The sequence below is a fragment of the Massilia sp. ZL223 genome (assembly GCF_018119395.1).
In the GTDB taxonomy this organism is placed as follows: domain Bacteria; phylum Pseudomonadota; class Gammaproteobacteria; order Burkholderiales; family Burkholderiaceae_D; genus Telluria.
The window spans coordinates 1-25,394 of the sequence record NZ_JAGPWD010000018.1; the positions used below are offsets into that span (position 1 = coordinate 1).

The following is a 25,394-nucleotide window of genomic DNA, read 5'->3' on the forward strand; positions in this document are numbered from 1 at the left end:
CAGGCCGGCGGCCAGCGCATCCTGGTGGTGGAGGACAACGCAGACGCCTGTGAAGTGCTGCGCATGCTGCTCGACATCGAAGGCCACCAGGTCGACGTCGCCGCCGACGGCCATGCCGGCCTGGCGCTGGCGCTGGCGGGTAACTACGACGCCATCGTATGCGATATCGGCTTGCCGGGCATCGACGGCTACGAGCTGATCGCGCGCCTGCGCGAGGGCAGCGCGGGGGCCGCGCCGCTGGCGGTGGCGCTGTCCGGCTACGGGCACGCCAGCGACCGCGAACGGGCCATCGCGGCCGGTTTCGACCGCTACCTGGTCAAGCCGGTGGGGCCGGCGGCGCTGCTGGAGGCGCTCGGCGCCAGGCAGTGATCTTCCTCAGGCGTGGCCGAGCTGGCGCTCGAGGCGCGCCAGCGCTTCCTCGATGCGTTCGTACTTGGTCGCATACGAAAAACGCACATGGCGCGCCGGCGCCGCGAAGCCGAAGTCGTCGCCCGGCACGATGGCCACATGGGCGTCGCGCAGCAGCGCCATGCTGAAGGCGGCACTGTCGGCGCGGTCGCGGTGCGCCACTTCGTGGATGTCCGCATACACGTAGAAGGCGCCGTCCGGCATCACCGGCACCTGGAAGCCCAGCTCGCGCAGGCTCGGCACCAGGAAGTCGCGGCGGCGCTGGAACTCGCGCCGGCGTTCCTCGAAAATGGCCAGCGCCTCCGGGTGGAAGCACGCCAGGGCCGCATGCTGGGCCACGGTAGGCGCGCAGATGAACAGGTTCTGGGCCAGCTTTTCGAAGACCGGCACCAGTTCGTCCGGGACCACCAGCCAGCCCAGGCGCCAGCCCGTCATGTTGAAGTACTTGGAGAAGCTGTTGACGGTGATGACCTGGTCGCTCACGGCCAGCGCGCTGAGCGGCTTGTGGTCGTAGCTCAGGCCCTGGTAGATCTCGTCGACGATGGCGAAGCCGCCGCGTGCCTGCACCGCGGCCAGCATGTCGCGCAGCTGCTGCGGCGTCATCGAGGTCCCGGTCGGGTTCGAGGGCGAGGCCACCAGCACGCCGCGCGTGCGCGCGTTCCAGCGCTCGGCCACGTGCCGGGCGCTGAGCTGGTAGCGGTCTTCGCTCGGGGAGGGCACCAGCACCGGGGTGCCGCCGAAGCTCGAGACGAAGTGGCGGTTGCACGGGTAGCAAGGATCGGGCATCAGCACTTCGTCGCCTTCGGCCACCAGGGCGGCGCAGGCCAGCAGCAGGCCGGCCGAGGCGCCGGCCGTGACGACGATGCGGCGCGGATCGATGTCCAGGCCCTGGACCGCCGCGTAATGGCCGGAGATCGCCTCGCGCAGCTCGCGCAGGCCGAGCGAATCGGTGTACTGGGTAACGCCGCCGCGGATCGCTTCCATGGCGGCGGACGCCACGATGTCGGGCGCGGTGAAGTCGGGCTCGCCCACGCTCATGCTGATGACGTCGGCGCCGCCGCGTTTGAGTTCGCCGGCGGCCTTGACCATTTCCATGACGCGGAAGGGTTCGATGGCGTGGACGCGCTGGGCGACCTGGAGGGCGCGCGCGGCCTGGGAGTCGGGGGAAGTGGTGAATGACATGCTGGTGGATTGCGTGTTGGCGAATCCAGCCATCTTACAAGAATGTGGGCAGGTCCGTTCGCACGGGCCTGCCCACGGGGATGCTTACTGATGAGCTTATTGATGTGAATTATGGGTAGCCGTCAGCCTGCGCATCAGCGGCAGGGCCGCCAGCGCAATGAGTGTACAAGCAATAGCCGCGATGCCCAGCTTGTTGAACAGGCTGGTGTACACCGGCAGGGTCTGGACCGGATCGACCATGTCGCTCGGCACGGCCGCCAGGTTGGCCACCACGCCGCCCAGGTATTGCGAGATGCCCACGCCTACGTAGTAGGCGCCCATCATGAAGCCGCCCATGCGCGCCGGCACGTAGCGCGCGATCATGGCCAGGCCCAGGCCGCTCACCAGCAGTTCGCCCAGCGAATACAGGCCGTAGCCCGCGATCATGATCCAGGACGAGGTCAGGCCGTTGACGGCGAACTGGCCGGCGACGCCATAGGTGAAGAAGCCGGCGGCGACCACGGTGAAGCCGAGCGCGAACTTGGCGGCGATCGACAAGTCCTTGCCGCTCTTGCCGGCGCGGGTGTAGATCCAGGCCAGCACCGGGCTCAGGACCATGATCCAGATCGCGTTCAGCGCCTGGAACTGGGCCGGCGACCAGGTCCACAGGTGCATGCCGAACAGGGTGAACTCCAGGTCGACGTTACGCAGCGCGAACAGCGACAGCGAGGTCGACATCTGCTGGTAGAAGATGAAGAAGAACACCGTTTGCAGGGTGAGTACCAGCGCCGCCACCAGGCCGGCGCGCTCGCTCGGCTGGCTGGAACGGATCAGGTGGAAGAAGATGCCCAGCACCACGAGGCCCGCCACATAGACGAAGGCGCGCGCCAGCGCCTGGTATTCCAGGATCACGGCGGAGGCGCCGACGGCCACCACGGCGCCGGCCAGCACGGCCATCAGCTTGCCCATGTGCAGGGGCTGGGCGTCCGGCGGCGAGCCGATGTGGTTGACGGTATGGCGCAGCACGGTGATGGTCATCAGGCCGATCATCATGCCCACGCTGCACACGCCGAAGGCGACGTGCCAGCCGAGCTGGTTGCCGTAGGTGGCGTTGACGTAGTCCTTGATCCACGGGGTGGCCAGCATCGAGATGGTGGAGCCGACGTTCACCGCCATGTAGTAGATGGTAAAGGCGCTGTCGATCTTGGAATCGTCGCCTTCGTAGATCTTGCGCACCAGGTTGGCGTTATTCGGCTTGAACAGGCCGTTGCCGACCACGATCACGCCCAGCGCGGAGAAGGTGAACCAGGTATTCGTGGTGGGGACGGCCATCAACGCATAGCCCAGGCCGAGGATGGCGCCGCCCAGCAGCACGCTGCGGCGGGTGCCCAGCACCTTGTCGCCGATCCAGCCGCCGATGGCCGGCGCCACGTAGATCAGCGCGGCGGCCGCGCCCCATACCAGGTTGGCGCGGCTGTCCTCGAAGCCGATCCGCTGCACCATGAAATACACGATCAGCGCCTGCATGCCGTAGTAGCCGAAGCGCTCCCACAGCTCGATCAGCGCGAGCGTGAGGAAGGATCGGGTCTGGCTGGGGCCCTGGCCGACCGTTGGCGGAAGATGCCTGTCCATATGTCTCCTGAAGATGTTAGCCCGGGGTAACCCGGCAATAAAGCGGCGATCCTACGCGCCTTGCCGGCAACAATCAATCTTGACAAATGGTGCGCTGCGGCAGCGTGTTGCGAGAATGCGCAACTTCCTGTCCTCCGGACAGCTCAGCAGCAGGAGGTATTGCGGAGCACGGCCATCTCGAATCCCCGGCCGACGTTCGAGATCATGTAGCCGCCCGCACCGGGCTTGGCATAGATGCGCAAGGGGTAGCGTCGTGCGCCCAACTCGATCTCATGGTCGAGCCAGGCGCCGACCTGGCGCCATTATGATGGACCGGCGTCACGGCTACTGCTCGAACACGCAGTGCATATAGCCGTTGACGATCGCCGCCATGCGCTCCGTATTCCCGATCTGCCCGGGGTAGCGCTGCGCGACCTGGGCCTGGCACCGCTCGTCCCGTTCGTGGATGCGGGTCCGGCATTCCTGTGCGCCGAGCCGGTACTTGTTGCGCCCACAGCTTTCTTCGAGGCGGTCCGGCAGGGTGCGCAGCACGGTGGCGTCCACCTCGGACATCTTCAGCACCGCATCGGCGAAGGCCACACCGGCGCCGTCGCCGGACCGGGGCTGCTCGGCCACGGCCACGGCCTCTTCGGGTTCGGCGTTCTGCCTGCGCTGGATGGCGTAGTTCAGCCCCCAGCCCAGCACCACCAGCAGGACGATCTTGAACAGCATGCCCAGGTCCCAGCTGTGCCTGGCGCCCGCTCCAGGTTCGCGCGCAGGCCTTTGCGGTTCGGTGGGAGGGGCGCCGAATTTGGCGTAGCAGATGCCGCAGGCGGGACATTGCCAATCCGGGTTGGCCGCATCGGCGGGCCGTACGTGGCTGCACTTTGGACAAATCACCGGCATTGCCTGGGGCTCCCTGCTGTCAAAACCGCAAGTGTAGCGGCATTTGCCTAGGGGAAATTCCGCGCATTGTCACGCGGGCCCGGCTGGGCAAAGGCCCGGTATGTCGCGACTAGGTCCCGAAAACGCAGTCCTGGTAGGCGTGGACGATCACCGCCATGCGATCGAACCCCCCGGCTTCCCGTGGGTAGGCCTGCGCGACATGCGCGACGCACGCGCCGCCCCGTTCATGCAGGCGGGCACGGCATTCCTGCTGGCTGAACGCGTCCTTGGTGCGCTCGCAGGCTGCTTCGAGGCGGTCCGGCATGCTGCGCAGCAGGTGCGCCTCCTGCTGGGGCATGTGCAGCATCGCGGCGGGCGGGGCGCTGGCCTCCTGGGAAGCGAGGATCTGCCTGTGCTTGATGGCCTGATTCAGGCCCCATGCCAGCGCCGCCAGCACAACGATCTTGAACACCGTGCCCGGCGCCGGGCCGCGCCGCAGGCCAGCCAGCAAATGGCGAGCGGGATGCGATGGAGCGGCGGCACGGCGCTCGAACCCGGCGTAGCGGACGACGCAGGCGGGACATTGGCAATCCGGAATGACCGCGTCGAGTGAGCGCATATGGCTGCATTTCGGATATCTCACGGCCATTGCTGTTGCTCCCTGCTTTCAAAAACAGCGAGTGTAGCCGCATTTGTTATGTGGAAATTTCGTCAATTTGTCACGAGCTGTAACAACATTGTCGAGTTGTTTATGCGAATCGGCTGCCGTGCCCGCCTCTGTGTCTGTAGTCAGCGCGTTATACTGGACTCGCCGCTTTCATGACCCATCCCTGCAGGAATGCATGAACCAGCAACCCGACAAGGCAATGTCGGCCGGCGCCCGGATCGGCAGCGGGGCGCTCGGCCACCTGCGTCCCTTCCTGGCCTTCCTGCGCCAGCGCTTGTCGCTGCTGCTCGTGTGGCCGGCGCTCGCGCTGGCGGCCGCCATTGTCCTGTGGGGCTATGTGTTGTTCGACCTCGAGCATGAACGGATCGACCGCCAGGCCGAGCTGGAGCAGCAGGTCGACGCCTACGCGCGCAGCTACGTCATCCGCACGCGGCGCTCGATCGGCGATACCGACCGGCTGTTGCTGCTGCTGCGCCACCAGTGGGCGAGCTCGGGACACCGGATGGACCTGGCCGGCACCATCGAGACGGGGATATTTTCCAGGCAGTATATTGCCGCGGTCGCCCTGATCGACCGCTTTGGCGGCATCGTCACCAGCACCCATCCGCAGGCGGTCGGCATGTATGTCGGCGACCAGGCCTATTTCGTCGAACAGCAGCGCGCCGCCGGCGACAAGCTGTACCTGAGCGGACCGCTGGACGGGCGGCTGTCGAAGCGCGAAGTCATCGCTTTCTCGCGTCCGCTGCTGGCGCCGGACGGCCAGTTCGAAGGCGTCGTACTGATTTCCGTATCCCCGTCGTTCTTCACCCAGCACTACGCCGAACCGATCCTGCGCGAGTTCGGCATGGTCGGCCTGACGCGGATCGATGGCGCGGTGGTGGCGACCCGCAGTGGCAATGCGGTGCATTCCTTCCGCGCGCCTTTCCTGCGCACGGCCATGCCGGCCGAGGCCGCGGGCGTCCGCCGCGTCGGCGGCCAGGACTGGTTTGCCGACGGGCGCAGCCGCGTGCTGGGCTGGCGGAGCTTTCCCGACCTGGGTCTGGTCGGCATCGTCGGCGTCGACGAATACTCGGCCATGGCGCCCTACCGGGAGCACCGCCAAAGCGCCATCGGCGGCGCATGGTGGAATACCGCATGGATCGTGCTGGTCACGCTGCTGGTCACCAGCTTCTATGTGCACGCCAAGTGGAGGCGCTACCAGATGGAGGCGATCCGCTCCACCTACCGTCTCGCGACCGAGGAGGCGGGAGAAGGATTCTTCATCAACCGCCCGGTGCGCGACGCTCAAGGGGTGGTCCGGGATTTCGAGATCGCCGACTGCAATCATTTTGGGGCCGACATGTTCGGGAAGCGCCCGCAGGAACTGATCGGGCACCGGCTGTCCGAGTTCTACCAGGGCGAGCTGTTCGACGCGGCCTGCGCGCGCCTGTGCCAGGCGCTCGACACCGGCATGTACGACCGCGAGCTCGAGGTGCACGCCGGCCCGGACCAGCTCCTGCGGGCGCGCTGGATCCGCTACAAGGCGGTGCGGGCCGGCGGCGACCTGGCGGTCACGATCCGCGACATCAGCGAGAGCAAGGCCCACCTGACCGAGCTGGAACGGCGCAGCAACGCGGATGAGCTCACCGGCCTGCCGAACCGCTACTGGATCCAGCAGTTCCTGCCCAAGGCGATCGAGCGTGCGCAGGCGGCCGGGCAGGGACTGGCGGTGCTGTTCATCGACCTGGACGGCTTCAAGACCGTCAACGACGCGCTCGGGCACGCGGCAGGCGACGAACTGCTGCGCACCGTCGGCAAGCGCCTCAAGACCGCGGTGCGCCCGCGCGACCACGTGGTGCGCCTGGGCGGCGACGAGTTCGTGGTGGTGCTGGAGCAGACCGGCGGCCCGGCCGACGTGGAGCAGGTGGCCGGCCGGGTGCTGGGCGCCTTCCGCGATGGCTTCCACCTGCAGCGCAGCACCCATGTGCTCAACGCCTCGATCGGGATCAGCCTGTTCCCGGAACATGGCGGCGATGCGGAAACCCTGCTCAAGCATGCGGACATCGCGATGTATTCGGTCAAGACCGAGGGCAAGGGACAGTACCGCTTCTTCCAGTCGCGCTTCTACGAGGCGATCCGCACCCGCCTGGAGACCGAGATGGAGATGCGGCGCGCGCTCGACCAGCACCAGTTCGTGGTGCACTACCAGCCGCGCGTGGACCTGAGCGCGGGGACGGCGTCGAGCATGGAGGCGCTGGTGCGCTGGGAGCGTCCGGGCAAGGAACTGATCGGGCCGGACCGCTTCATCCCCCTGGCGGAAGAGACCGGCCTGATCGTGCGGCTGGGCGAGCAGGTGGTCGACAGCGTGTGCCGCCAGCTGGCCCACTGGGCCCGCAATGGCGCGGTGCTGGTGCCGGTGTCGGTCAACGTCTCGCCGCGCCAGTTCAGCCAGTGCGACATCCTGGCGCTGTTCCGCGATGCGATCGCGCGCCACGGCATCGATCCGGCGCTGCTGGAGATCGAACTCACCGAGTCGTCGATGATGCAGGAGGGGATCGGAGAGTCTGAGGTGTTCGGCGCGCTGCGCGAGCTGGGCATCAAGCTGTGCATCGACGATTTCGGCACCGGCTATTCCTCGCTGTCCCAGCTCCAGCGGCTGCGCTTCGACGTGCTCAAGATCGACCGCGCCTTCGTGCTGCGCATCGAGCATCCGGAGGGCGACACCCTGATCGCGTCGATGATCGCGATGGCGCATGCGCTGGGCATGCGCGTGGTGGCGGAGGGCGTGGAGAACCAGAGGCAGATGCAGCTGCTCCAGACCCTGGGCTGCGACGAAGGCCAGGGCTACTTCTTCTCGCGGCCGGTGCCGCCCGGGGAGACCCAGCCGGTGGGAAGGCGCGCCTTCCAGCCAGCACGATAGGATCGGTGTCCATGTTACCGGATTACAGCTGTATGGACGCTGAGCCTTGCCGCACTAGCCGGTATGCGCGCTCCGATGAAACAAAACTACATCGCGTGCCTGGTTTTGTGTCATGCTCTCACTTGCGGCCGGGTAGCCCGCCGCCTGTTCACGACAACCAGAACAACGACTACAACCCATGACAACGACCACGCTAGCCCGCCTGGCGCTGTGCCTGATGGCCAGCCCGCTTGCCTTCGCCCAGAATGCCGACCGCCACCTGGAAGGCGTCACGCGCAACCAGAACACGCTCGAGATCGCGACCAACGACGGCCGCTACCTGATCCGTCCGTATGCCGCCAACATCGTCGAGACCACCTTCGTGCCGAAGGGCGAACGCGCCGATTCTGCCTCGCATGCGGTCGTGCTGGCCCCGGCGCCCATCGCCGCGACCCTGAAGGACGAGGGCGGCCGCATCACCTACGCCACCGAGGGCATCAGCGTCACCGTGGACAAGCAGCCCTTCCGCATCAGCTATGCCTACAAGGGCAAGCCGCTGGTGGCGGAAAAGCGCGGCTACGCGCGCATGAAGGAAGAAGCGCTGGAATCGATCGAGTTCGCGCTGGACGGCGGCGAAGCCCTGTACGGCGCCGGCGCGCGCGCGGTCGGCATGAACCGCCGCGGCAACCGCTTCCGCCTGTATAACCGCGCCGACTACGGCTACGGCAAGACCTCGCAGCTGCTGAACTACACGATTCCGGTCGCGCTGTCCTCGAAGCTGTATGCGATCCACTTCGACAACCCGCAGACCGGCTGGCTCGATTTCGACAGCCGCCGCGACGGCACCCTGCGCTACGAAGTGGGCGGTGGCCGCAAGACCTACCAGGTGGTCGCGGGCGACAACTGGGACCAGGTGATGGCCGGCTACACCAGCCTGACCGGCCGCCAGCCGCTGCCGCCGCGCTGGGCCTTCGGCAACTTCGCCAGCCGCTTCGGCTACAAGAGCGAAGCCGAAACCCGCGCCGTGGTCGACAGGTTCGCCGCCGAGAAGATTCCGCTCGACGCCGTTGTGCTCGACCTGTACTGGTTCGGCAAGACCGTCAAGGGCACCATGGGCAACCTGGACTGGGACCGCGACACCTTCCCGAACGCCGAGAAGATGATGGCGGACTTCGCGAAGAAGGGCGTCAAGACCATCCTCATTACCGAGCCCTTCATCCTGACCACCTCCAAGCGCTGGCAAGAGGCGGTCGACCGCAAGGTCTTGGCCACGGACGCCGCCGGCAAGCCCTTCGTGTACGACTTCTACTTCGGGAACACCGGCCTGGTCGACCTGTACAAGCCGGAAGGGCGCGAGTGGTTCTGGAATATCTACAAGGGCCTGAAGCAGGGCGGCGCGGGCGGCTGGTGGGGCGACCTGGGTGAACCCGAGGTGCATCCGAGTGCGCTGCTGCACGCGGCCGGCAGCGCCGACCAGGTGCACAACATCTACGGCCATGACTGGGCGCGCCTGATCGCGGAAGGCTACCAGAAGGACTACCCGAACGAGCGCCCTTTCATCCTGATGCGCGCGGGCTACTCGGGCTCGCAGCGCTTCGGCATGATCCCGTGGTCGGGAGACGTCAGCCGCAGCTGGGGCGGCCTGCAGTCGCAGATGGAGATCTCGCTGCAGATGGGCATGCAGGGCCTGGCCTATATGCACTCGGATCTGGGCGGCTTCGCCGGGGCGGTGCTGGACGACGAGCTGTATGTGCGCTGGCTGCAGTACGGCGTGTTCCAGCCGGTGTTCCGTCCGCATGCCCAGGACGCCGTGCCGTCCGAGCCGGTGTTCCGCAGCGAGCGCGCCAAGGTGCTGGCGCGCGAAGCGGTATGGCTGCGCTACGCGATGCTGCCGTATAACTACACCATCGCCTTCGACAACAACCAGACCGGCATGCCGCTGATGCGTCCGCTGATGTTCGTCGAGCCCGATCCGGACAAGCCTGCCGACCGCTCGACCACCTATATGTGGGGCCCGGACTTCCTGGTGGCGCCGGTGGTGGAGCCTGGCGCGACGCGCACCGAAGTCGTGTTCCCGACCTCGAGCAAGCTGTGGTTCGACTTCCATACCGGTTCCGCCCACAATGGCGGCGTGATCGAGGTGGTCAAGCCGGAAGAGGCGCACATCCCCGTGTATGTGCGCGCCGGCGCCTTCATCCCGATGGCCAAGGTGGCGCAGACCACGCGCGACTACGACAGCCGCCGGATCGATCTGCACTACTACCATGACGCCTCGGTTGCCGCCTCCAGCGGCAAACTGTACGACGACGACGGCGAGACTGCGCAGGCCTACGAAAAGGGCCAGTACGAGATCGTGCGCTTCGCCAGCAAGTACGCGAGCGGCAAGCTGGAAGTGGCCTTCGAGACCGAGACCGGCAAGGCCTACCAGGCGGCCGAGCGCGGCTTCGCGCTGAAGGTGCACAACGTGCAGGCCTCGCCGCGCGCGGTGACCGTCGATGGCCGTGCGGCACGCTTCAATTGGAACGCCAAGCACAAGCTGCTGGAAGTGGCCGTCCCGGCGCGCAAGCAGCAGTCGAGCGAGGTCGTCATCACCCTGTAAGACCAGGCGAACGTCGCCACCAGGCGAATTTCGCTAGAGTGGGAAGCTCCTTTGACGGAGCTTCCCATGACCGCTTTCGAACCCCTGCGCTACCAGCCCGGCTACGAGCATATTGCCGTGGACGAGGCTGAAGCCATCCATTCCCTGCAAAACGTCTTCGCCGGCATGGCCCATAAGGTGGCCGAGGCCGAAGGGCATGCGCACCGCGCCGTCCACGCCAAGGGGCACGCGCTGCTGCGCGGCAGGCTCACGGTCATCGGCGATCTGCCGCCGCCCTTTGCGCAAGGTCTGTTCTCCGCAGCCGGCGCCTATGAGGTGCTGCTGCGCTGGTCCTCGCCGCCGGCTGAGCAGCTGCCCGACAGCGTTTCCACGCCGCGCGCGGTGGCGCTCAAGGTCCTGGATGTGCCGGGGGAACGGCTGGATAGCGGAAAGGAGGGCAGCTCGCAGGACTTCCTGATGGTGAACGGCCCGGCCTTCGCGCGCCCCGACCCGCAGGCTTTCCTGCCGGACGTCAAACCGCTGGCCGCCACCACCAACCGCACGCCGGCCGGCAAGTCCGCCATCTCGGCGGTGATGCGCACGGCGGAAGCGGCGGTCGAGGCGCTGGGCGGCAAGAGCGGCAAGATCAAGGGGATGGGCGGAGAGCCCCAGCATCACCCGCTGGGCGAGACCTATTTCACGCAGACGCCTTTCCTGTATGGCGACTACATGGCGAAGTTCTCGCTGGCGCCGGTGTCGCCAGGGCTGCTTGCGCTCGATGGTTCAAGCCTGCCGAACGATGCGGATGCACAGCGCGACGCCATTGCGGCGCACTTCCTGCGCGATGGCGGGGAGTGGGAACTGCGGGTGCAGCTGTGCACGGATCTGGAGAAGATGCCGGTCGAGGATGCGTCGGTGGCGTGGCCGGAGGAGCTGAGTCCTTATGTGGCGGTGGCGCGCTTGCGCGTGGAGCCGCAGGCCAGCTGGGACGAGGCTGCGTCGCCGCGCCAGGAGGATGGGATGGCCTTCGATCCGTGGAACTGCCTGCGCGCGCATCGGCCGCTTGGAGCGATCAATCGGGCGCGCAAGGAGGTGATGGCGACGTCGAGGCAGTTGCGGTCGGAGTTTAATCGGTGCCCGATCCACGAGCCGGCTGCGCGCAGCTAGCTAACGTTCATCCGGCCACCGAGTCCCGGAACGACGGGCTGATGATAGTGGGGAAAGGAATTACCGCGACACGATCAGCCGAAGTCCCAACCCGATAAAGATCGCCCCCGCCACCCGATCCAGCCACATTCCCGCCGTCGGCGTGCGATTCAGCCACTGCCCGATCGCCCCCGAAAAATACCCCAGCATCCCGAACAGCAGTGCCGCCTGCAAGGTGAAGGTCACCCCCAGCGCCGCCGTCTGCCAGTTCGCATCGCCGCGCGAGGCCACCACGAACTGCGGCAGGAAAGACAGGAAGAACAGTACCACCTTCGGATTGATCGAGTTCGCAACCAGCCCTTTCACGAACAGCTTGCCCGGCGTCTCGTCCGCACCTGCACCGGCCGCACCGACCTTCGCGCCCCCTCGGCTGCGAATCGCCTGCCACCCCATCCAGATCAGGTACAAGCCGCCCGCGACCTTGAGCGCCGTGAACGCTGCCGGCGAGGCCGCGATCAGGGCGCTCACGCCAATGACTGCGAGGATCGTGTGATTGAGGCAGCCGAGCGCGCAGCCCAGACCAAAGGCGATGCCGCGCGCGCGGCCCTTGGCGATGCCGAGGCTCAGCACCATCAGATTGTCGGGACCCGGGGACAGGGTGATCAGGACGGCGGCGGCCAGGAAGCCGGCAAATTGTTCAGGCGACAGCATCGGGCAGGGAAAATAACAAAAGGGCAAACAGGATAACGCAGCTTTGCCTTTCCGTGCACTCCCGGCCTTGCTCAGGAGATCGCATCCAGGTCGAGCTCGACCCAGGTCGGCGCGTGGTCGCTGGGCTTCTCGCGCGCCCGCACGAACTTGTCGACCCCGGCCGCCTTGAGGGCCGGCGCGAGCGCGGGGCTGAGCAGCAGGTGGTCGATGCGCAGCCCGGCGTTGCGCCCGAAGGCGTCGCGGAAGTAGTCCCAGAAGGTATAGATCGTTTCGCCCGGATGCAGTTCGCGCAGAGAGTCGGTCCAGCCTTGGGCCACCAGCCGGTGGAAGGCTTCGCGGGTCTCGGGACGGAACAGGGCGTCGGTCAGCCAGCGTTCCGGCTTGTAGACGTCCAGTTCGGTGGGCATGACGTTGTAGTCGCCCGCCAGCACCACCGGCACGCCGGTATCCAGCAGGCCCTGGGCGCGCTGGATCAGGCGCTCGAACCAGGCCAGCTTGTAGTCGAACTTGGGGCCCGGCGCCGGGTTCCCGTTCGGCAGGTACAGGCAACCAACCAGGATGCCTTGGTAGGCGGCCTCCAGGTAGCGGCTCTGCTCGTCCGCCGGATCTCCCGGCAGGCCGCGCTGCACTTCCTGGGCCGGGCCGTCGCGCGTGAGGATGGCCACGCCGTTCCAGCTTTTCTGGCCGATCCAGAGCGCGTGGTAGCCGGCGTCCCGGATTGCCGTCTCTGGAAACTTTTCGTGCACGGCCTTCAGTTCCTGCAGGCAGACAACGTCTGGCTGGCGTTCTTCCAAGTACTGGAGCAGGGCGGATAGGCGGCTGGAGATGCCGTTGACGTTGTAGGTGACGACGAGCATGGTGTCTTCCGGAAGAGTGGTTGAGTTGGATTTTGCCTGTGCCGCGCCGCTTTCGTCGCACGCATTGCCGAGTGAAACACGGCCTTTATAGCGAAACGAGCATTTTCTTATGGTTATTTATTCGTTTTGGCATATATGCGTTTGTCATATACTGCTGGGATCGAATATTTTTAGCTTTGGAGTAACCCATGCTCAGCCGCCGTCATTTTGTCATCAGCGCCACCGCCTTGTCTCTGCTGCTAAGCGGCGCCGCCCAGGCCGACCAGCTGGCGGACATCAAAAAGAAGGGCGAGATCGTCTTCGGCGTGCTCGGCACCGACGAGCCGAACAGCTTCATCGAACCGAAGACCCGCCAGCTGGTGGGCTACGAGATCGACCTGGCCACCGCCGTCGCCAGGAAGCTGGGCGTCAAGCCGGTGTTCAAGCAGATGGCCGTCTCGGCCCGCATCCCCGAACTGCAGCAAGGCCACGTGGACATCCTGGCCGCCACGCTCACCCACAACAAGGAACGCGAATCGCAGGTCGATTTCGCCCTGACCCATTTCGTCACCGGCTCCAAGGTGATGGTGCGCGCCGCCAGCGGCATCAATCAGCTGGGCCAGCTGGCCGGCAAGAAGGTCGTCACCGTGCGCGGCGGCACCCAGGAAACCAATATCCGCAAGGCCGTCCCGACCGCCGACGTGGTCACCTTCGAGAACACCCAGCAAGCCTTCCAGGCACTGCGCCAGGGTAAAGGCGTTGCCTACGTCAACGACGAATCCTCGCTGCTGGCCGACTACGGCAAGCTGGGCCCGGCCGCCAAGGGCTTCTCGATCCTGCCGACCTCGATCGGCAACGAGTCGATCGCGATGGGCCTGCGCAAGGGCGAGAAGAGCCTGAAGGCGGTGGTCGACCAGACCCTGCGCGAGCTGGAAGCCAGCGGCGCGGCCGAACAGCTGTTCAACAAGTGGTACGGTCCGGGCACCCGCGCCAACATCGCCAAGCGCCAGTTCAAGATCGCCACCGACAAGATTTAAATCTTGCAGTTCTTCGATCCATCCATCCTGCAATCCGGCCAGTACCATGACTGGCTGGTGCAGGGCCTGGTCCTGTCGCTCCAGCTGACCGTGATCAGCTTCGCCTTTGCGCTGCCCCTTGGTGCGCTGGTGGCCGTGATGCGCACGTCCTCGTTCGCGCTGGCGCGCGCCGCGGGCGCGGCCATTGTCGAGGGCATCCGCAACGTGCCGCTGCTGGCCCACCTGCTGTTCTGGTACTTCGCCTTTCCCGAGCTGCTGCCGGAAGCCGCGCGCGACTTCCTGTATGCGCACAATCCGGAAGCGGTGTGCGCCGTGATCGCGCTCTCGCTGTACAGCGGCGTGCACATGGCCGAGGACATCCGCAGCGGCATCCGCTCGGTGCCGCCGACCCAGCTGGAGGCGGCGCGTTCGCTCGGCCTGGGCCGGGTGGCCGCGGTGCGCCTGGTCCTGCTGCCGCAGGCGCTGCGCGCTTCGGTGCCGCCGCTGCTGTCGCAGACCGTCAACCTGTGGAAGGACACCAGCGTGGCCACCGTGATCGGCGCCGCCGAGATGATGTACCAGGCTGCGCGCGTGGAAACCGCGAGTTTCCGCAGCGTCGAGGCCTTCACCTTCGCGACCCTGGCCTACCTGAGCGTGTCGCTGCTGATCTCGCTGGCGGCCCACCTCTACCAGCGCCGCTATCCGGTCCGTCCGGCTTGAGCTACATGGAAGCTTCGCGATGCTCGAACTGATCGATACCTACTGGCTGTACTTCCTGGTCGGCCAATACCCCGACGGCCCGCTGGGCGGCCTGGCGCTCACCGTGCTGCTGTCCGGCGCGGCCCTGGTGCTGGCAATGCCGCTCGGCCTGTTGCTGGGCATCGCGCGCGTCAGCCCCTATGGCGCGCTGCGCTGGCCGGTGGCCGCCCTGGTGCAGCTGGTGCGCGGCGTGCCGCTGCTGCTGGTCGTGTTCTGGGTCTACTTCTTCCTGCCTGCCGTCACCGGGGTGAAGACCGGCCAGGCCACCACCATGCTGATGGTGCTGGTGCTCTTCGACGGCATCTACCTGGCCGAGATCGTGGCGGCGGGCATCCGTGCGCTGCCCAAGGGCCAGCTGGAAAGCGCCCGCTCGCTGGGCCTGGGCTATGGCCAGGCGCTGCGCCACGTGGTGCTGCCCCAGACCGTGCGCAACGGCCTGCCGTCCCTGGTGAGCCAGCTGGTGTCGACCATCAAGGCGACCTCGCTCGGCTACATCATCGGCCTGTCGGAAGTGTCCTTCATCGCCACCCAGGTCAACACCCTGGTGTTCACCCAGGCGGTCGAGGTCTACCTGATCCTGGCGCTGACGTATTTCGTACTCTGTTTCGGCCTGTCGCGGCTGGCCTTCCTGCTCGAGCGGCGCCTGCAGCGCCGGCCGTTGCGGGTTTTGTAAAAGGATGTGTGAACGATGATCGTTCTCGATAAAGTCAACAAGTGGTACGGCGACTATCACGCCCTGGTCGACGTGAGCGAAAGGGTCGAGAGGAACGAGGTGGTGGTCGTGTGCGGCCCCTCGGGTTCGGGCAAGTCGACCCTGATCCGCACCCTCAACCGGCTCGAGGAAATCGACGGCGGCCGCATCGAGATCGACGGGCGCGACATCCATGCGCGCGGCCTGGACGTCAACAGCCTGCGCGCAGGGATCGGCTTCGTGTTCCAGCACTTCAACCTGTTCCCGCACCTGACGGTGCTGGAGAACTGCACCCTGGCGCCGGTGCAGCTCAAGCGCGCCACCGCGAAGGAAGCGCGCGAGTACGCCATGCAGCTGCTGGACCAGGTGGGGCTGGCGCACAAGCACGGCGCCTACCCGAACGAATTGTCCGGCGGCCAGCAGCAGCGCGTGGCGATCGCCCGGGCGCTGGCCATGCGTCCGCCGATCATGCTGTTCGACGAGCCGACCAGCGCGCTCGATCCGGAGATGGTGGGCGAGGTGCTGCAGGTGATGCGTTCGCTCGCCAGGCAGGGCATGACCATGGTGTGCGTCACCCACGAGATGGGTTTTGCGCGCGAGGTGTCGGACCGCGTGTGGTTCATGAGCGAGGGGAAGCTCCTCGAGCAGGCCAAGCCGGAGGAGTTCTTCACCAACCCGCGGCATCCGCGCGCGCAGCAGTTCCTGGCTGACGTTCTCCGTTAAACAGCATCGTCGTTCCGGGACTCGGCGTCGGGTCGCAGGCCCTATTTGACCACCAGCGACCACTGCTGGTTACTGCCGTTATTCACTGGCCACTGGATGATCTGCGCGTTCTCCGCCGTGCTCTTGTTCTGCACGTCCAGCACCATCCCGCTTAGCTGGTTCGCCACCGTGAAATACCCGGCCGCCGGGCTGGCGAAGCGCCAGCGCTGGCCTGCGCCCGCCCAGTAGCCCCATTGGGCGATATTCGTTCCCGCCGTCGTCGAATTCCCATAGTTGTCCAGGCTGCGCAGGCTGTTGGCGTTGATGACGCTGTAGTAACCGTCACCCTGGCCAATCAGGTACCACTGCTGGTGCCTGCCGTTGGCGTCGCTGGCCTGCTGCACCAGCGCCCCATCCGCCGTCGAGGCGCCCGCCACGCCCAGGACCTTGCCGCTCAGGCGCGACCTGAAGGCGTACAGGCCATCGCTGATGCCGCCGCAGCCGGCGAAGTTGCTGAAATTACGCGTCAGGGTCGGCCAGCCGTTCGCATAGCTCATGCGTAGAATGTCCAGCTTGGCATTGCCGCCGTCGTTCAGGTCGTAGTAATGGGTCGACACGAAGTGGCAGCCGTCCTGCTTCAGCACGCCCACGTGGCCCGGCCCGCGGTATTTGCCATCGGTGACCGGCAGCACCGTGCGCGTGCCGGAATAGGGTCCGCGGATGTTGGTGGCGCGCTGGACTTCGACGTAATACGTGCTGTCGGCGCCCTTGCAGCAGCTGCCGCGGTTGACGAAGAGGTAATAGTCGTTGCCGTTGCGGGTGATATAGGGCGCCTCGATGTCGCGGTGGCCGCCGCCCCATATCGTGCTGACGCTGCCGGCGAGCTTGCCGGTGGCCTGGTTGATCTCGGCCAGTCCGATCCCGCCGAAGAAGGAACCCCAGGACATGTAGACCTTGCCGTCGTGGTCGCGGAACAGGGCGGGGTCGATGGCGTTGATCTCGCCGCTGCCGCCAAACGACTCGACTACGATGCCGAGGTCGGTCCAGGCGGGATTCTTGAGCGAAGCGCTGCGCGCCACCCCGATGGCCGAGTTCGAGCTGCCGAAGGTCGATACCGAATAGTACAGATAGTAGTAGCCGTTCATCCTGATCAGGTCCGGCGCCCAGAACGAGCCGCTGAAGTTCGGAATCTTGTTCTTGATCCAGGCGGGATAGGTGGTGAACACCGGTCCCGGTCCGCCGCTCCAGGTCACCAGATCCTTCGAGGTCGAATACCAGATGCCGGTACCGGTCGTGAAGTTGAAATAGGTGTCGCCGTCCTTGGTGATCGTCCCCGGGTCGTGGGCGTTCTTGAGCCCAGCCAGCTCGATGCTCGACGCGGAAGCGGCGCAGACCAGCAGGCACAGGGTCGCCAGCAGGTTTTTCATAGAGGTCTCCGTTCTTGTGGTTGTGTATGTACTGCCCAGCCAGGGTAGGCGCGGGCAGGGTGCGCCACCAATGAAATTAATCGCGTGTGCGATGCACTTTTCGGTATCCCGGTCTATGCAATCCGCATGTCAATGAGTTAACCAATAGTAACTGCCGGTCAAGAGCATTTCCATTATTGAACTACCCATGATCGAATCGACAAGCTTGCTGATGAGCTCACCAGCTCTAGAGTGAGGGAGACATCTTTGTCCCAAGGAAAAGCAAAAAATCGCCGATCCGCAACAACATTTGTTTGAAACCGATTGTCACTGGGAAAAAACGTGCTTATACTCGGGTCAGTGTCTGAAAAGGGCAAACTCCGCGAAAGCGGAGGACGCAAAGTCAACGGTCTAATGAGCCTTCGGGCTCGATGACGGCAGGACTGCCAGTGTCGATCCGTGCAACCCGTGAACCCTCCGGTTCACATGCACTTCGCTTGCTAGCAATCCTGGATGTCGCCAACTTACAGGATTAGCTAGTCATGCAATTTACCTCCGCCACCTTCCGCAAGACCTCCATCGCTTTCGCAGCGGGCCTCGTTTCCCTGATCGGCGCGTCGAACGCCCACGCCGCACCGAAGGGTGAATTCGCGCGCGGCCGCATCATCGTCGAAACCCGCGCCGGCGTGTCGGCAGGCGAGCTCGACAAAGCTGTCAAGGCGCACGGCGGCAAGTCGGCTGAAAAGCTGGGCCAGAGCAACCTGCACGTGGTCATGCTGCCGCCGGGCCTGTCGGAAGAAGACGCCGTCGAGAAGTTCTCGCGCCGTCCGGAATTCAAGTTCGCCGAACTCGACTATAAAGCCACGGTCGCCCTGGCGGTCACCGATCCGTACATCGGCAGCGCCTGGCACATCGGCAAGATCGGCGCCACGTCCGCCTGGGACAGCTCCCAGGGCACGGGCGTGACCATTGCGATCCTGGACACCGGTGTCGCCGTCACTCACCCTGACCTGAAGGACCGCATGGTCGCCGGTTACAACGCCGTCAACGGCGGCACCGACGTCACCGACCTGTGCGGCCACGGTACGGCCGCCGCCGGCGCCGCCGCCGCGACCACCAACAACGGCCTGGGCGTTGCCGGTATCGCAGGCGCGGCCCGCATCATGCCGATCCAGATCTCCTACAAGGACAGCACCGGCTGCCACGCCTACGCCAGCACCATCGCCAAGGGCATCACCTGGGCCGCCGACCACGGCGCGCGCGTCGCCAACGTCAGCTTCGTCGGCATCGCCAACAGCTCGTCGGTGCGCAGCGCGTCGAACTACATGAAGAACAAGGGCGGCCTGGTGTTCATCTCGGCGGGTAACAACAACCGCGACGAGGGCGTGGCTCCGGACACCGGCTACATCATCGTGTCGGCGACCGACAACTACGACAACCGCGCAAGCTTCTCGAGCTGGGGCAGCTTCGTTTCGCTGGCGGCGCCGGGCACCGGCATCTGGACCACCACCAGCACCCTGGGCTACACCACCAAGAGCGGCACCTCGTTCTCCAGCCCGATCAGCGCCGGCGTGGCCGGCCTGCTGATGGCTGCCCGTCCGGACCTGAGCAGCGCCCAGATCGAATCGCTGATCTTCAAGACCGCGGTCGACCTCGGCGCCGCCGGCCGCGATCCGATCTTCGGCTACGGCCGTGTGAACGCCGCCGCCGCCATGACCGCCGCTCGCGGCTACGCATCGGCTGTCGACAGCACCGCACCGAGCGCCGCCATCTCGGCGCCGCTGGGCAGCAGCTCGGTGACTGGCCTGGTGCCGGTCAACGTCAGCGCCAGCGACAACGTGGGCGTGGCCCGCGTCGACCTGAAGGTGAACGGCACCGTGGTCGCCAGCGACAACGCGGCTCCGTACAGCTTCAGCTGGAACTCGGCCGGCGTGGCCAACGGCATGGCCAGCCTGGTCGCCGTCGCCTACGACGCCGCCGGCAACGCCGGCAGCTCGGCGCCTGTGTCGGTCAACGTTGCCAACAGCACCACGACCACCACCACGACCACCGACACCACTGCCCCGACCCTGGCCATCAACAACCCGGTCAACGGCGGCAGCGTGAGCGGCTCGGTGACGGTGAGCGTCAGCGCCGCGGACAACGCCGGCGCGGCTGGCATCACCAACAGCATCGCCATCGACGGCGCCGTCAAGGCGACCGGCACCGGCGGTTCGCTGGCCTACAGCTGGAACAGCAAGAAGTCGGGCAAGGGCACCCACAGCATCACCGCCACCTCGCGTGACCGTGCCGGCAACACCACCACCCGCACCATCAGCGTGACCGTGCGCTGATCGTCAAGGCAGCAGCAACAAGCATGGCGCCCTTCGGGGCGCCATTTTTTCTTTGCGTGCAGCTTCGCTTATGGAGCGGCCGGGCGAGTCGCGCCGCCTTGGGGCAGGGGGCGCCGCGCCACACCTTCCTTCGTCATGACGACGGGCCGGATGCTGCCGTCGTCGTTGAAGTACAGGTGTTCGATCGCCATCTCGCGGTGATGGCCGTTGTCGGTGCCGACAGGGCGGCGGTGGTAGGCGATATACCAGTCGTCGGTGCCCGGGATGTTGATCACCGAGTGATGGCCCGCGCCCTTCGCCACCGTGCGGTCCTGAGCCAGGATCGTTCCGGCCCGCTTGAAAGGACCCGTTGGGGACTTTCCCATGGCGTAGGCGACGCGGTAATCCGGTCCGGTCCATCCGCCTTCCGACCACATGAGGTAGTACACGCCCTTGCGCTTGACCATGAACGAGCCTTCCACGTACTCGGGATCGGGCGTGATTTCCTTGAAGGTGACGCCGTCCGGGAAAGGGACGAGGCTCAGCAGGTCGGGAGCGAGCTTGACGACATTGGCGTGCTTCCAGCCGCCGTAATACAGGTAGACCTGGCCATCGTCGTCCTTGAAGACCATCTGGTCAATCGGCTGGGCGCCGTGGTGGATCTTGTCGATCAAGGGACGCCCGAGGGCATCCTTGAACGGCCCCTGGGGCCGGTCGCTGACCGCCACGCCGATGCCGCCGGTCTGTCCGTCGCTCTTGATGTCGTTGGCCCCGAAGAACAGGTAGTACTTGCCGTTGTGCTCGATGCTGGAGGGCGCCCAGACCGCATACGCTGCCCAGCTGACGTTCTCGACATCGAGCACGTGCTCGTGCTTGGTCCAGTTCACCAGGTCCGGGGAGGAAAACGCGTTGATGAAGGTTTGCTTCAGATAGGGTTCCCAGATCAGCTTCGATTGCGCGCGCATCCGCATCTGCTCGGGTGTGAAGGATCTGGACTGGTCCGGCTTGCCGAAATGGTCCGAGTAGGTCGGGTAGACCCAGTAAGTCTTGCCGTAGATGCGGATCTCTGGATCGGCGTACCAGCCCGGAACGATGGGATTGGCTGCATGCACGGCCATGGCCGGAGCGATTGACGCGGCGAGCACCAGCGATCGCGTTATCAGGCGAGACATTCTTTTCATTGGCGAAGCTCCACGAGGTTCGGCTCTGGCCGATATTGACCTGGAAAATGAATTCTGCGCGCTCCCGGCGACAGCCTTAGAACTGCTCGTCCGGCCGCAAGTAGCGCCACTGCCCCTGAGGCAAGTCGCCCAGCTTGACCTTGCCGATCCGCACCCGCTTCAGGCCGATGACCTTCAGCCCGACCATGTCGCACATGCGGCGGATCTGGCGCTTGCGGCCTTCCTTCAGGGTAAAGCTGAGCTGGTCATCGTTCTGCCAGCGCACCTTGGCCGGCAGCAGCGGTTTCCCGTCCATCCACAGGCCATGGTTCAGTTTCTTGAGATCGGCGTCCGGCAGCTTGCCCGGCCTGGTGTACTGCACCCGCACCAGGTATTCCTTCTCGATCGAGGTGTCCTGGCCGATCAGCTGCTTGGCGATGCGGCCGTCCTGGGTCAGCACCAGCAGGCCGACCGAGTCGATGTCCAGGCGTCCGGCCGGCACCAGGCTGCGCAGCTGGGTGGGGTGGAATTGTTCGGTCGACGGATCGTCGGCCCAGCGGTTCTCCGGCTTGATCAGGGTGACCGCCGGCTGGTAGCCGTCTTCGGCCTGGCCGCTGACGTAGCCGACCGGCTTGTTGATCAGGACCGTGACGCGTTTCGATTGCTCGGCCGCGGCCTGGCGCTCGACCGTGATGCGCTGGGTGGGCAGCACCTTGCTTCCCAGTTCGGAAACCACCTTGCCGTCCACCCGCACCCAGCCTTTGGCGATCCATTCATCGGCTTCGCGGCGCGAGCACAGGCCGAGTTCGGACATACGTTTGGAGAGGCGGAGCGGTTCGGTCATCGGTAAAAACAGGGAAAAAGTCAGATTTTAAGGGCGTCCAGCAGGTCGGTCTCGAGCTGGACCTGGACGCGCGGGTTGTTCAGGGCGGCGCCGTCGATCAGGAACACGTCCTCGACACGCTCGCCCAGGGTCATGATCTTGGCCGTGTGCAGGTTGATGCGGTAGCGCTGCAGCACGCTGGCGATCGCGTACAGCAGGCCGACGCGGTCGTTGGCGGCCACCGACAGCACGTGGAACTGGCCGCGTTCGTCGGGGCGCACGTCCACGGTGGGCGTGATCGGGAAGCTGCGCGACATGCGCGACAGGCGGCCGCGCATCGGCGGCGGCAGCGGTTCCTGCGACAGCAGCAGGGCGCACAGCTCGTGTTCGATCAGGCTGATGATGTCGCGGTAGCTGCCTTCGAAGCCTTCGGCCGTGATCAGGAAGCTGTCCAGCGCATAGCCGTGGCGCGTGGTGTGGATCTTGGCGTCCAGGATGCTGAAGTTCTTGCGGTCGAAGTAGCTGCAGATGCGCGCGAACAGGTCGGGGTGGTCCTTCAGGTACACCGCCACCTGCAGGCCTTCGCCGATCGGCGCCAGGCGCGCCCGCACTACGGGCTTTGCGCTGTCGACCTTGTCGTGCAGGGCGCGGGTCTGCCAGGCGATGTCGGACGCGTCGTGGCGCAGGAAGTAGGCGACGTCCAGCTGCTGCCACAAGGGCTCGTGCGCATCCTGGGGCAGGCCGAACAGGCGCAGGGTCGCCAGCGCCTCCTTCTGGCGCGTGCGCAGCTCGCGGTCGGCGGAATGCGGTTCGCCGCCCAGCACGCGCAGGGTCACGCGGTACAGGTCTTCCAGCAGCTTGCCCTTCCAGGCGTTCCACACCTTGGGGCTGGTGCCGCGGATGTCGGCCACCGTCAGCAGGTAGAGCGCAGTCAGGTGGCGCTCGTCGCGTACCTGGACCGCGAAGGACGCGATCACGTCCGGGTCGGACAGGTCCTGCTTCTGGGCGACCGTGGACATGCTCAGGTGCTGCTCGACCAGGAACACCACCAGCTCGGTGTCTTCCTCCGACAACCCGTGTTCGCGGCAGAAGTGGCGGGCGTCATCCATGCCGAGCTTGGAATGGTCGCCGCCGCGGCCCTTGGCGATGTCGTGGAAGAGGGCGGCCACGTACAGCAGCCAGCGGTCGCGGAAGTCGGCGATCAGCTGGCTGCAGAAGGGGTATTCGTGGGCGTGCTCCGGCATGGTGAAGCGGCGCAGGTTGCGCACCACCATCATGATGTGCTGGTCCACCGTGTAGACGTGGAACAGGTCGTGCTGCATCTGGCCGACAATCTTGCGGAAGGCCGGCAGGTAGCGGCCCAGGATGCCGAATTCGTTCATGCGGCGCAGGGCGTGCACCAGGCCCACGGGCGCCTGCAGGATGCGCAGGAACAGGGCCTTGTTGGGCGGATCCGCGCGGAAGCCCGTGTCGATGCGGGTGCGCGCGTGCCAGAGGGCGCGCGTCGTGCGCGCCGTCATGCCCTTGATGTCGGGGCGCTCGGTCATGGCCACGAAGATCTCGAGCACGCTCGAGGGCGTGCGCTCGAAGGTGTCGTCGGCGGCGATGTCGATCAGCCCGCCCACCTCGTTGAAGCGGGCGTTGATCGGCACGGCGGCCACCGGGTGCGGGAACAGCTGGGCCTCGATGTCCTGCAGCAGGATGGTGTTGAGCTGGGTGACCGTCTTGGCCGCCCAGTAGTAGCGCTGCATCAGGTATTCGCTGGCCCGGCGCGCGTTGGGGCCGTCGCCGTTCGAGGACAGGCCGAAGGTCTTGGCGATCGCGGTCTGGACATCGAACACCAGGCGGTCTTCGCGCCGCCTGGTGTGCAGGTGCAGGCGGATGCGGATGTCCTTGAAGGCGCGTTCCTTTTCCATCAGCTGGCGCGCTTCCATGCGCGTGATCAGGCCGCGCGTGGCCAGCTGGCCCCAGGATTCGGCCAGTCCCGCCGCCTTGGCCACCCACAGGATCACCTGCAGGTCGCGCAGCGCGCCCGGGCTCTCCTTGACGTTCGGCTCGAGCGCGAAGGCGGTGAATTCGTACTTGGCGTGGCGCAGGCGCATCTCGGCCGTCTTGGCCTGGAAGAAGGCTTGCGGGTCCATGGTCTCGCGGTAGCGCCGCTGCAGTTCCCCGAACAGCGCTTCGTCGCCGCACACCAGGCGCGCTTCCAGCAGGCTGGTCTGCACCGTGATGTCGGCGGCGGACTCCACCAGGCACTCGTCCACGGTGCGGATGCTGTGGCCGATCTCCAGGCCCAGGTCCCACAGCAGCTGGACCAGGGACTCCAGGCGCGCCTGGGTGATGGCGTCCGGCGGGTCCGCCAGGAGGATCAGCAGGTCGACATCCGAATACGGGAAAAGCTCGCCGCGCCCGTAGCCGCCCACGCCCACCAGGGCGGTATGGGCCGGCAGGCCGGCCGCGCGCCAGGCGTCGGCCAGCACGCCGTCCACGCACTGGCGCAGGTTGCGCAGCAGTTTTTCGGGCTTGCCGTCTTCATGGAAGGCCTGGAACACCTCCTGGCGTTCGGCCTTGAGGCGCTGGCGCAGCGCGCTGCGCGCGGAGTCCAGGAGGGCGGCCTGTCCCATGGGCGATCCTCAGGCGGCGGCCGGGGCGGCGGCCTGCTCCAGCAGCGGCAGCACGATGCCTGGCGGCGGCGGGGTGCCGGCCGACTGGGTCAGGATCTCGAAGCCGGTCTCGGTGACCAGGATGGTGTGCTCCCACTGGGCCGACAGGCTGCGGTCCTTGGTCTTGATGGTCCAGCCGTCCTGCATTTCCTTGATCTCGCGGCGGCCGGCGTTGATCATCGGCTCGATAGTGAAGATCATGCCCGCTTCCAGCTTGTCCAGGGTGCCCGGACGGCCGTAGTGCAGCACCTGCGGCTCTTCGTGGAACACGCGGCCGATGCCGTGGCCGCAGAACTCGCGCACCACGCTGTAGCCGTGCTTTTCGGCGTGCTGCTGGATCACGTGGCCGATGTCGCCCAGGTGGGCGCCCGGCCTGACCTTGGCGATGCCCAGCCACATGCATTCATAGGTCACTTCCGACAGGCGGCGCGCCAGGATCGACGGTTCGCCCACGTAGAACATGCGGCTGTTGTCGCCGTGGAAGCCATCCTTGATGACGGTGACGTCGATGTTCAGCACGTCGCCGTTCTTGAGCACCTTGTCGCCCGGGATGCCGTGGCAGATCACGTCGTTGACCGAGGTGCAGATCGACTTCGGGAACGGGGTATAGCCCGGCGGGGCGTAGTTCAGCGGGGCCGGGGTGGTGCCCTGGACGTTGAGCATGTATTCGTGGGCCAGGCGGTCCAGCTCGCCGGTGCTCACGCCCGGCTTGACGAAGGGGGTGAGGTAGTCCAGCACTTCGGCGCCGAGGCGGCCGGCCAGGCGCATGCCTTCGATCTCTTCCGGGGTCTTGATGGAAATGGACATAAATAGGGGTGTCGTACTCTGAAAACGGTGAAGCCCGGAACGTGTCCAGGCGATATCGTTCCATTATAAAGGATGTCGCCGAGCCCCGTGGCATGGCCTCCAGGGGGCGGCGGACGGGAGGGGAGGCGTGCACGCTTGAAAAATGGGCCGAATCCCGCTAGAATCTCGGGTTGC

General features: G+C 66.0%; 20 protein-coding genes and 1 riboswitch. Of the genes, 9 read left to right on the forward strand and 11 right to left on the reverse strand.

What is annotated here, in order from left to right; translation table 11 throughout:
• On the forward strand, nt 1–369 hold a 369-nt coding region (locus tag KBW95_RS12685; protein ID WP_211528394.1), incomplete at its 5' end, for a response regulator.
• A gap of 6 nt (nt 370–375) precedes the next feature.
• On the opposite strand, the gene KBW95_RS12690 is transcribed toward KBW95_RS12685, so the two are convergent.
• From KBW95_RS12690 to KBW95_RS12705, 4 genes are all read right to left on the reverse strand, one after another.
• Complete coding sequence (locus tag KBW95_RS12690; RefSeq protein ID WP_211528395.1) at nt 376–1,590, reverse strand: pyridoxal phosphate-dependent aminotransferase; 1,215 nt, start codon at nt 1,588–1,590, stop codon at nt 376–378.
• 96 nt (nt 1,591–1,686) lie between these two features.
• Entirely contained in the window at nt 1,687–3,201 is a 1,515-nt protein-coding gene (locus tag KBW95_RS12695; RefSeq protein ID WP_211528396.1) for a peptide MFS transporter, read from the reverse strand.
• Between the two features lie 324 nt (nt 3,202–3,525).
• A complete protein-coding gene (locus KBW95_RS12700) occupies nt 3,526–4,080 on the reverse strand; it encodes a hypothetical protein (protein WP_211528397.1) in 555 nt (184 codons plus the stop codon).
• 115 nt (nt 4,081–4,195) lie between these two features.
• Complete coding sequence (locus KBW95_RS12705) at nt 4,196–4,684, reverse strand: hypothetical protein (protein WP_211528398.1); 489 nt, start codon at nt 4,682–4,684, stop codon at nt 4,196–4,198.
• A 223-nt stretch (nt 4,685–4,907) separates the two neighbouring features.
• Between KBW95_RS12705 and KBW95_RS12710 the strand changes: the two genes are divergently transcribed.
• The 3 genes from KBW95_RS12710 (at nt 4,908) to KBW95_RS12720 (ending at nt 11,355) form a co-directional block, all read left to right on the forward strand.
• The gene (locus KBW95_RS12710; RefSeq protein ID WP_211528399.1) at nt 4,908–7,631 is read left to right on the forward strand and encodes an EAL domain-containing protein; all 2,724 of its coding nucleotides are present in this window, start codon (nt 4,908–4,910) and stop codon (nt 7,629–7,631) included.
• Nucleotides 7,632–7,809: 178 nt separating this feature from the next.
• The gene (locus KBW95_RS12715) at nt 7,810–10,209 is read left to right on the forward strand and encodes a TIM-barrel domain-containing protein (RefSeq protein ID WP_211528400.1); all 2,400 of its coding nucleotides are present in this window, start codon (nt 7,810–7,812) and stop codon (nt 10,207–10,209) included.
• A gap of 66 nt (nt 10,210–10,275) precedes the next feature.
• Nucleotides 10,276–11,355: a catalase family protein gene (locus KBW95_RS12720; RefSeq protein WP_211528401.1), complete on the forward strand. Its 1,080-nt coding sequence runs from the start codon at nt 10,276–10,278 to the stop codon at nt 11,353–11,355.
• A gap of 60 nt (nt 11,356–11,415) precedes the next feature.
• On the opposite strand, the gene KBW95_RS12725 is transcribed toward KBW95_RS12720, so the two are convergent.
• Nucleotides 11,416–12,045 (reverse strand): LysE family translocator, encoded by a 630-nt coding sequence (locus KBW95_RS12725; RefSeq protein ID WP_211528402.1) that lies wholly within the window; start codon nt 12,043–12,045, stop codon nt 11,416–11,418.
• A gap of 71 nt (nt 12,046–12,116) precedes the next feature.
• Nucleotides 12,117–12,902 carry an exodeoxyribonuclease III gene (xth, locus tag KBW95_RS12730; protein ID WP_211528403.1) on the reverse strand — a complete coding sequence of 262 codons (786 nt, stop codon included), beginning with the start codon at nt 12,900–12,902 and terminating at the stop codon, nt 12,117–12,119.
• A gap of 188 nt (nt 12,903–13,090) precedes the next feature.
• Between xth and KBW95_RS12735 the strand changes: the two genes are divergently transcribed.
• The 4 genes from KBW95_RS12735 to KBW95_RS12750 are packed head-to-tail and all read left to right on the forward strand — an operon-like array spanning nt 13,091 to nt 16,070.
• Complete coding sequence (locus tag KBW95_RS12735; RefSeq protein WP_211524993.1) at nt 13,091–13,918, forward strand: ABC transporter substrate-binding protein; 828 nt, start codon at nt 13,091–13,093, stop codon at nt 13,916–13,918.
• A 3-nt stretch (nt 13,919–13,921) separates the two neighbouring features.
• Complete coding sequence (locus KBW95_RS12740) at nt 13,922–14,617, forward strand: amino acid ABC transporter permease (protein WP_211524994.1); 696 nt, start codon at nt 13,922–13,924, stop codon at nt 14,615–14,617.
• Nucleotides 14,618–14,636: 19 nt separating this feature from the next.
• On the forward strand, nt 14,637–15,329 hold the full coding sequence (locus tag KBW95_RS12745; protein ID WP_211524995.1) for an amino acid ABC transporter permease: 693 nt from the start codon (nt 14,637–14,639) through the stop codon (nt 15,327–15,329).
• Between the two features lie 15 nt (nt 15,330–15,344).
• On the forward strand, nt 15,345–16,070 hold the full coding sequence (locus KBW95_RS12750) for an amino acid ABC transporter ATP-binding protein (RefSeq protein WP_211528404.1): 726 nt from the start codon (nt 15,345–15,347) through the stop codon (nt 16,068–16,070).
• 41 nt (nt 16,071–16,111) lie between these two features.
• Here the strand turns inward: KBW95_RS12750 and KBW95_RS12755 are convergent, their stop codons facing one another.
• Nucleotides 16,112–17,476, reverse strand: coding sequence for a family 43 glycosylhydrolase (locus tag KBW95_RS12755; protein ID WP_211528405.1), 1,365 nt, complete (start codon nt 17,474–17,476; stop codon nt 16,112–16,114).
• A gap of 341 nt (nt 17,477–17,817) precedes the next feature.
• Nucleotides 17,818–17,906, forward strand: a riboswitch (cyclic di-GMP riboswitch).
• Between the two features lie 91 nt (nt 17,907–17,997).
• Between KBW95_RS12755 and KBW95_RS12760 the strand changes: the two genes are divergently transcribed.
• Nucleotides 17,998–19,788 (forward strand): S8 family serine peptidase, encoded by a 1,791-nt coding sequence (locus tag KBW95_RS12760; RefSeq protein ID WP_211528406.1) that lies wholly within the window; start codon nt 17,998–18,000, stop codon nt 19,786–19,788.
• 68 nt (nt 19,789–19,856) lie between these two features.
• Here the strand turns inward: KBW95_RS12760 and KBW95_RS12765 are convergent, their stop codons facing one another.
• The 4 genes from KBW95_RS12765 to map form a co-directional block, all read right to left on the reverse strand.
• On the reverse strand, nt 19,857–20,948 hold the full coding sequence (locus KBW95_RS12765) for a glycoside hydrolase family 43 protein (RefSeq protein WP_211528407.1): 1,092 nt from the start codon (nt 20,946–20,948) through the stop codon (nt 19,857–19,859).
• A 76-nt stretch (nt 20,949–21,024) separates the two neighbouring features.
• A complete protein-coding gene (locus KBW95_RS12770) occupies nt 21,025–21,771 on the reverse strand; it encodes a pseudouridine synthase (protein WP_211525000.1) in 747 nt (248 codons plus the stop codon).
• A 20-nt stretch (nt 21,772–21,791) separates the two neighbouring features.
• The gene (locus KBW95_RS12775) at nt 21,792–24,374 is read right to left on the reverse strand and encodes a [protein-PII] uridylyltransferase (RefSeq protein WP_211528408.1); all 2,583 of its coding nucleotides are present in this window, start codon (nt 24,372–24,374) and stop codon (nt 21,792–21,794) included.
• A gap of 9 nt (nt 24,375–24,383) precedes the next feature.
• Nucleotides 24,384–25,220, reverse strand: coding sequence for a type I methionyl aminopeptidase (gene map, locus KBW95_RS12780; protein WP_211525002.1), 837 nt, complete (start codon nt 25,218–25,220; stop codon nt 24,384–24,386).
• Nucleotides 25,221–25,394: the final 174 nt, after the last annotated feature.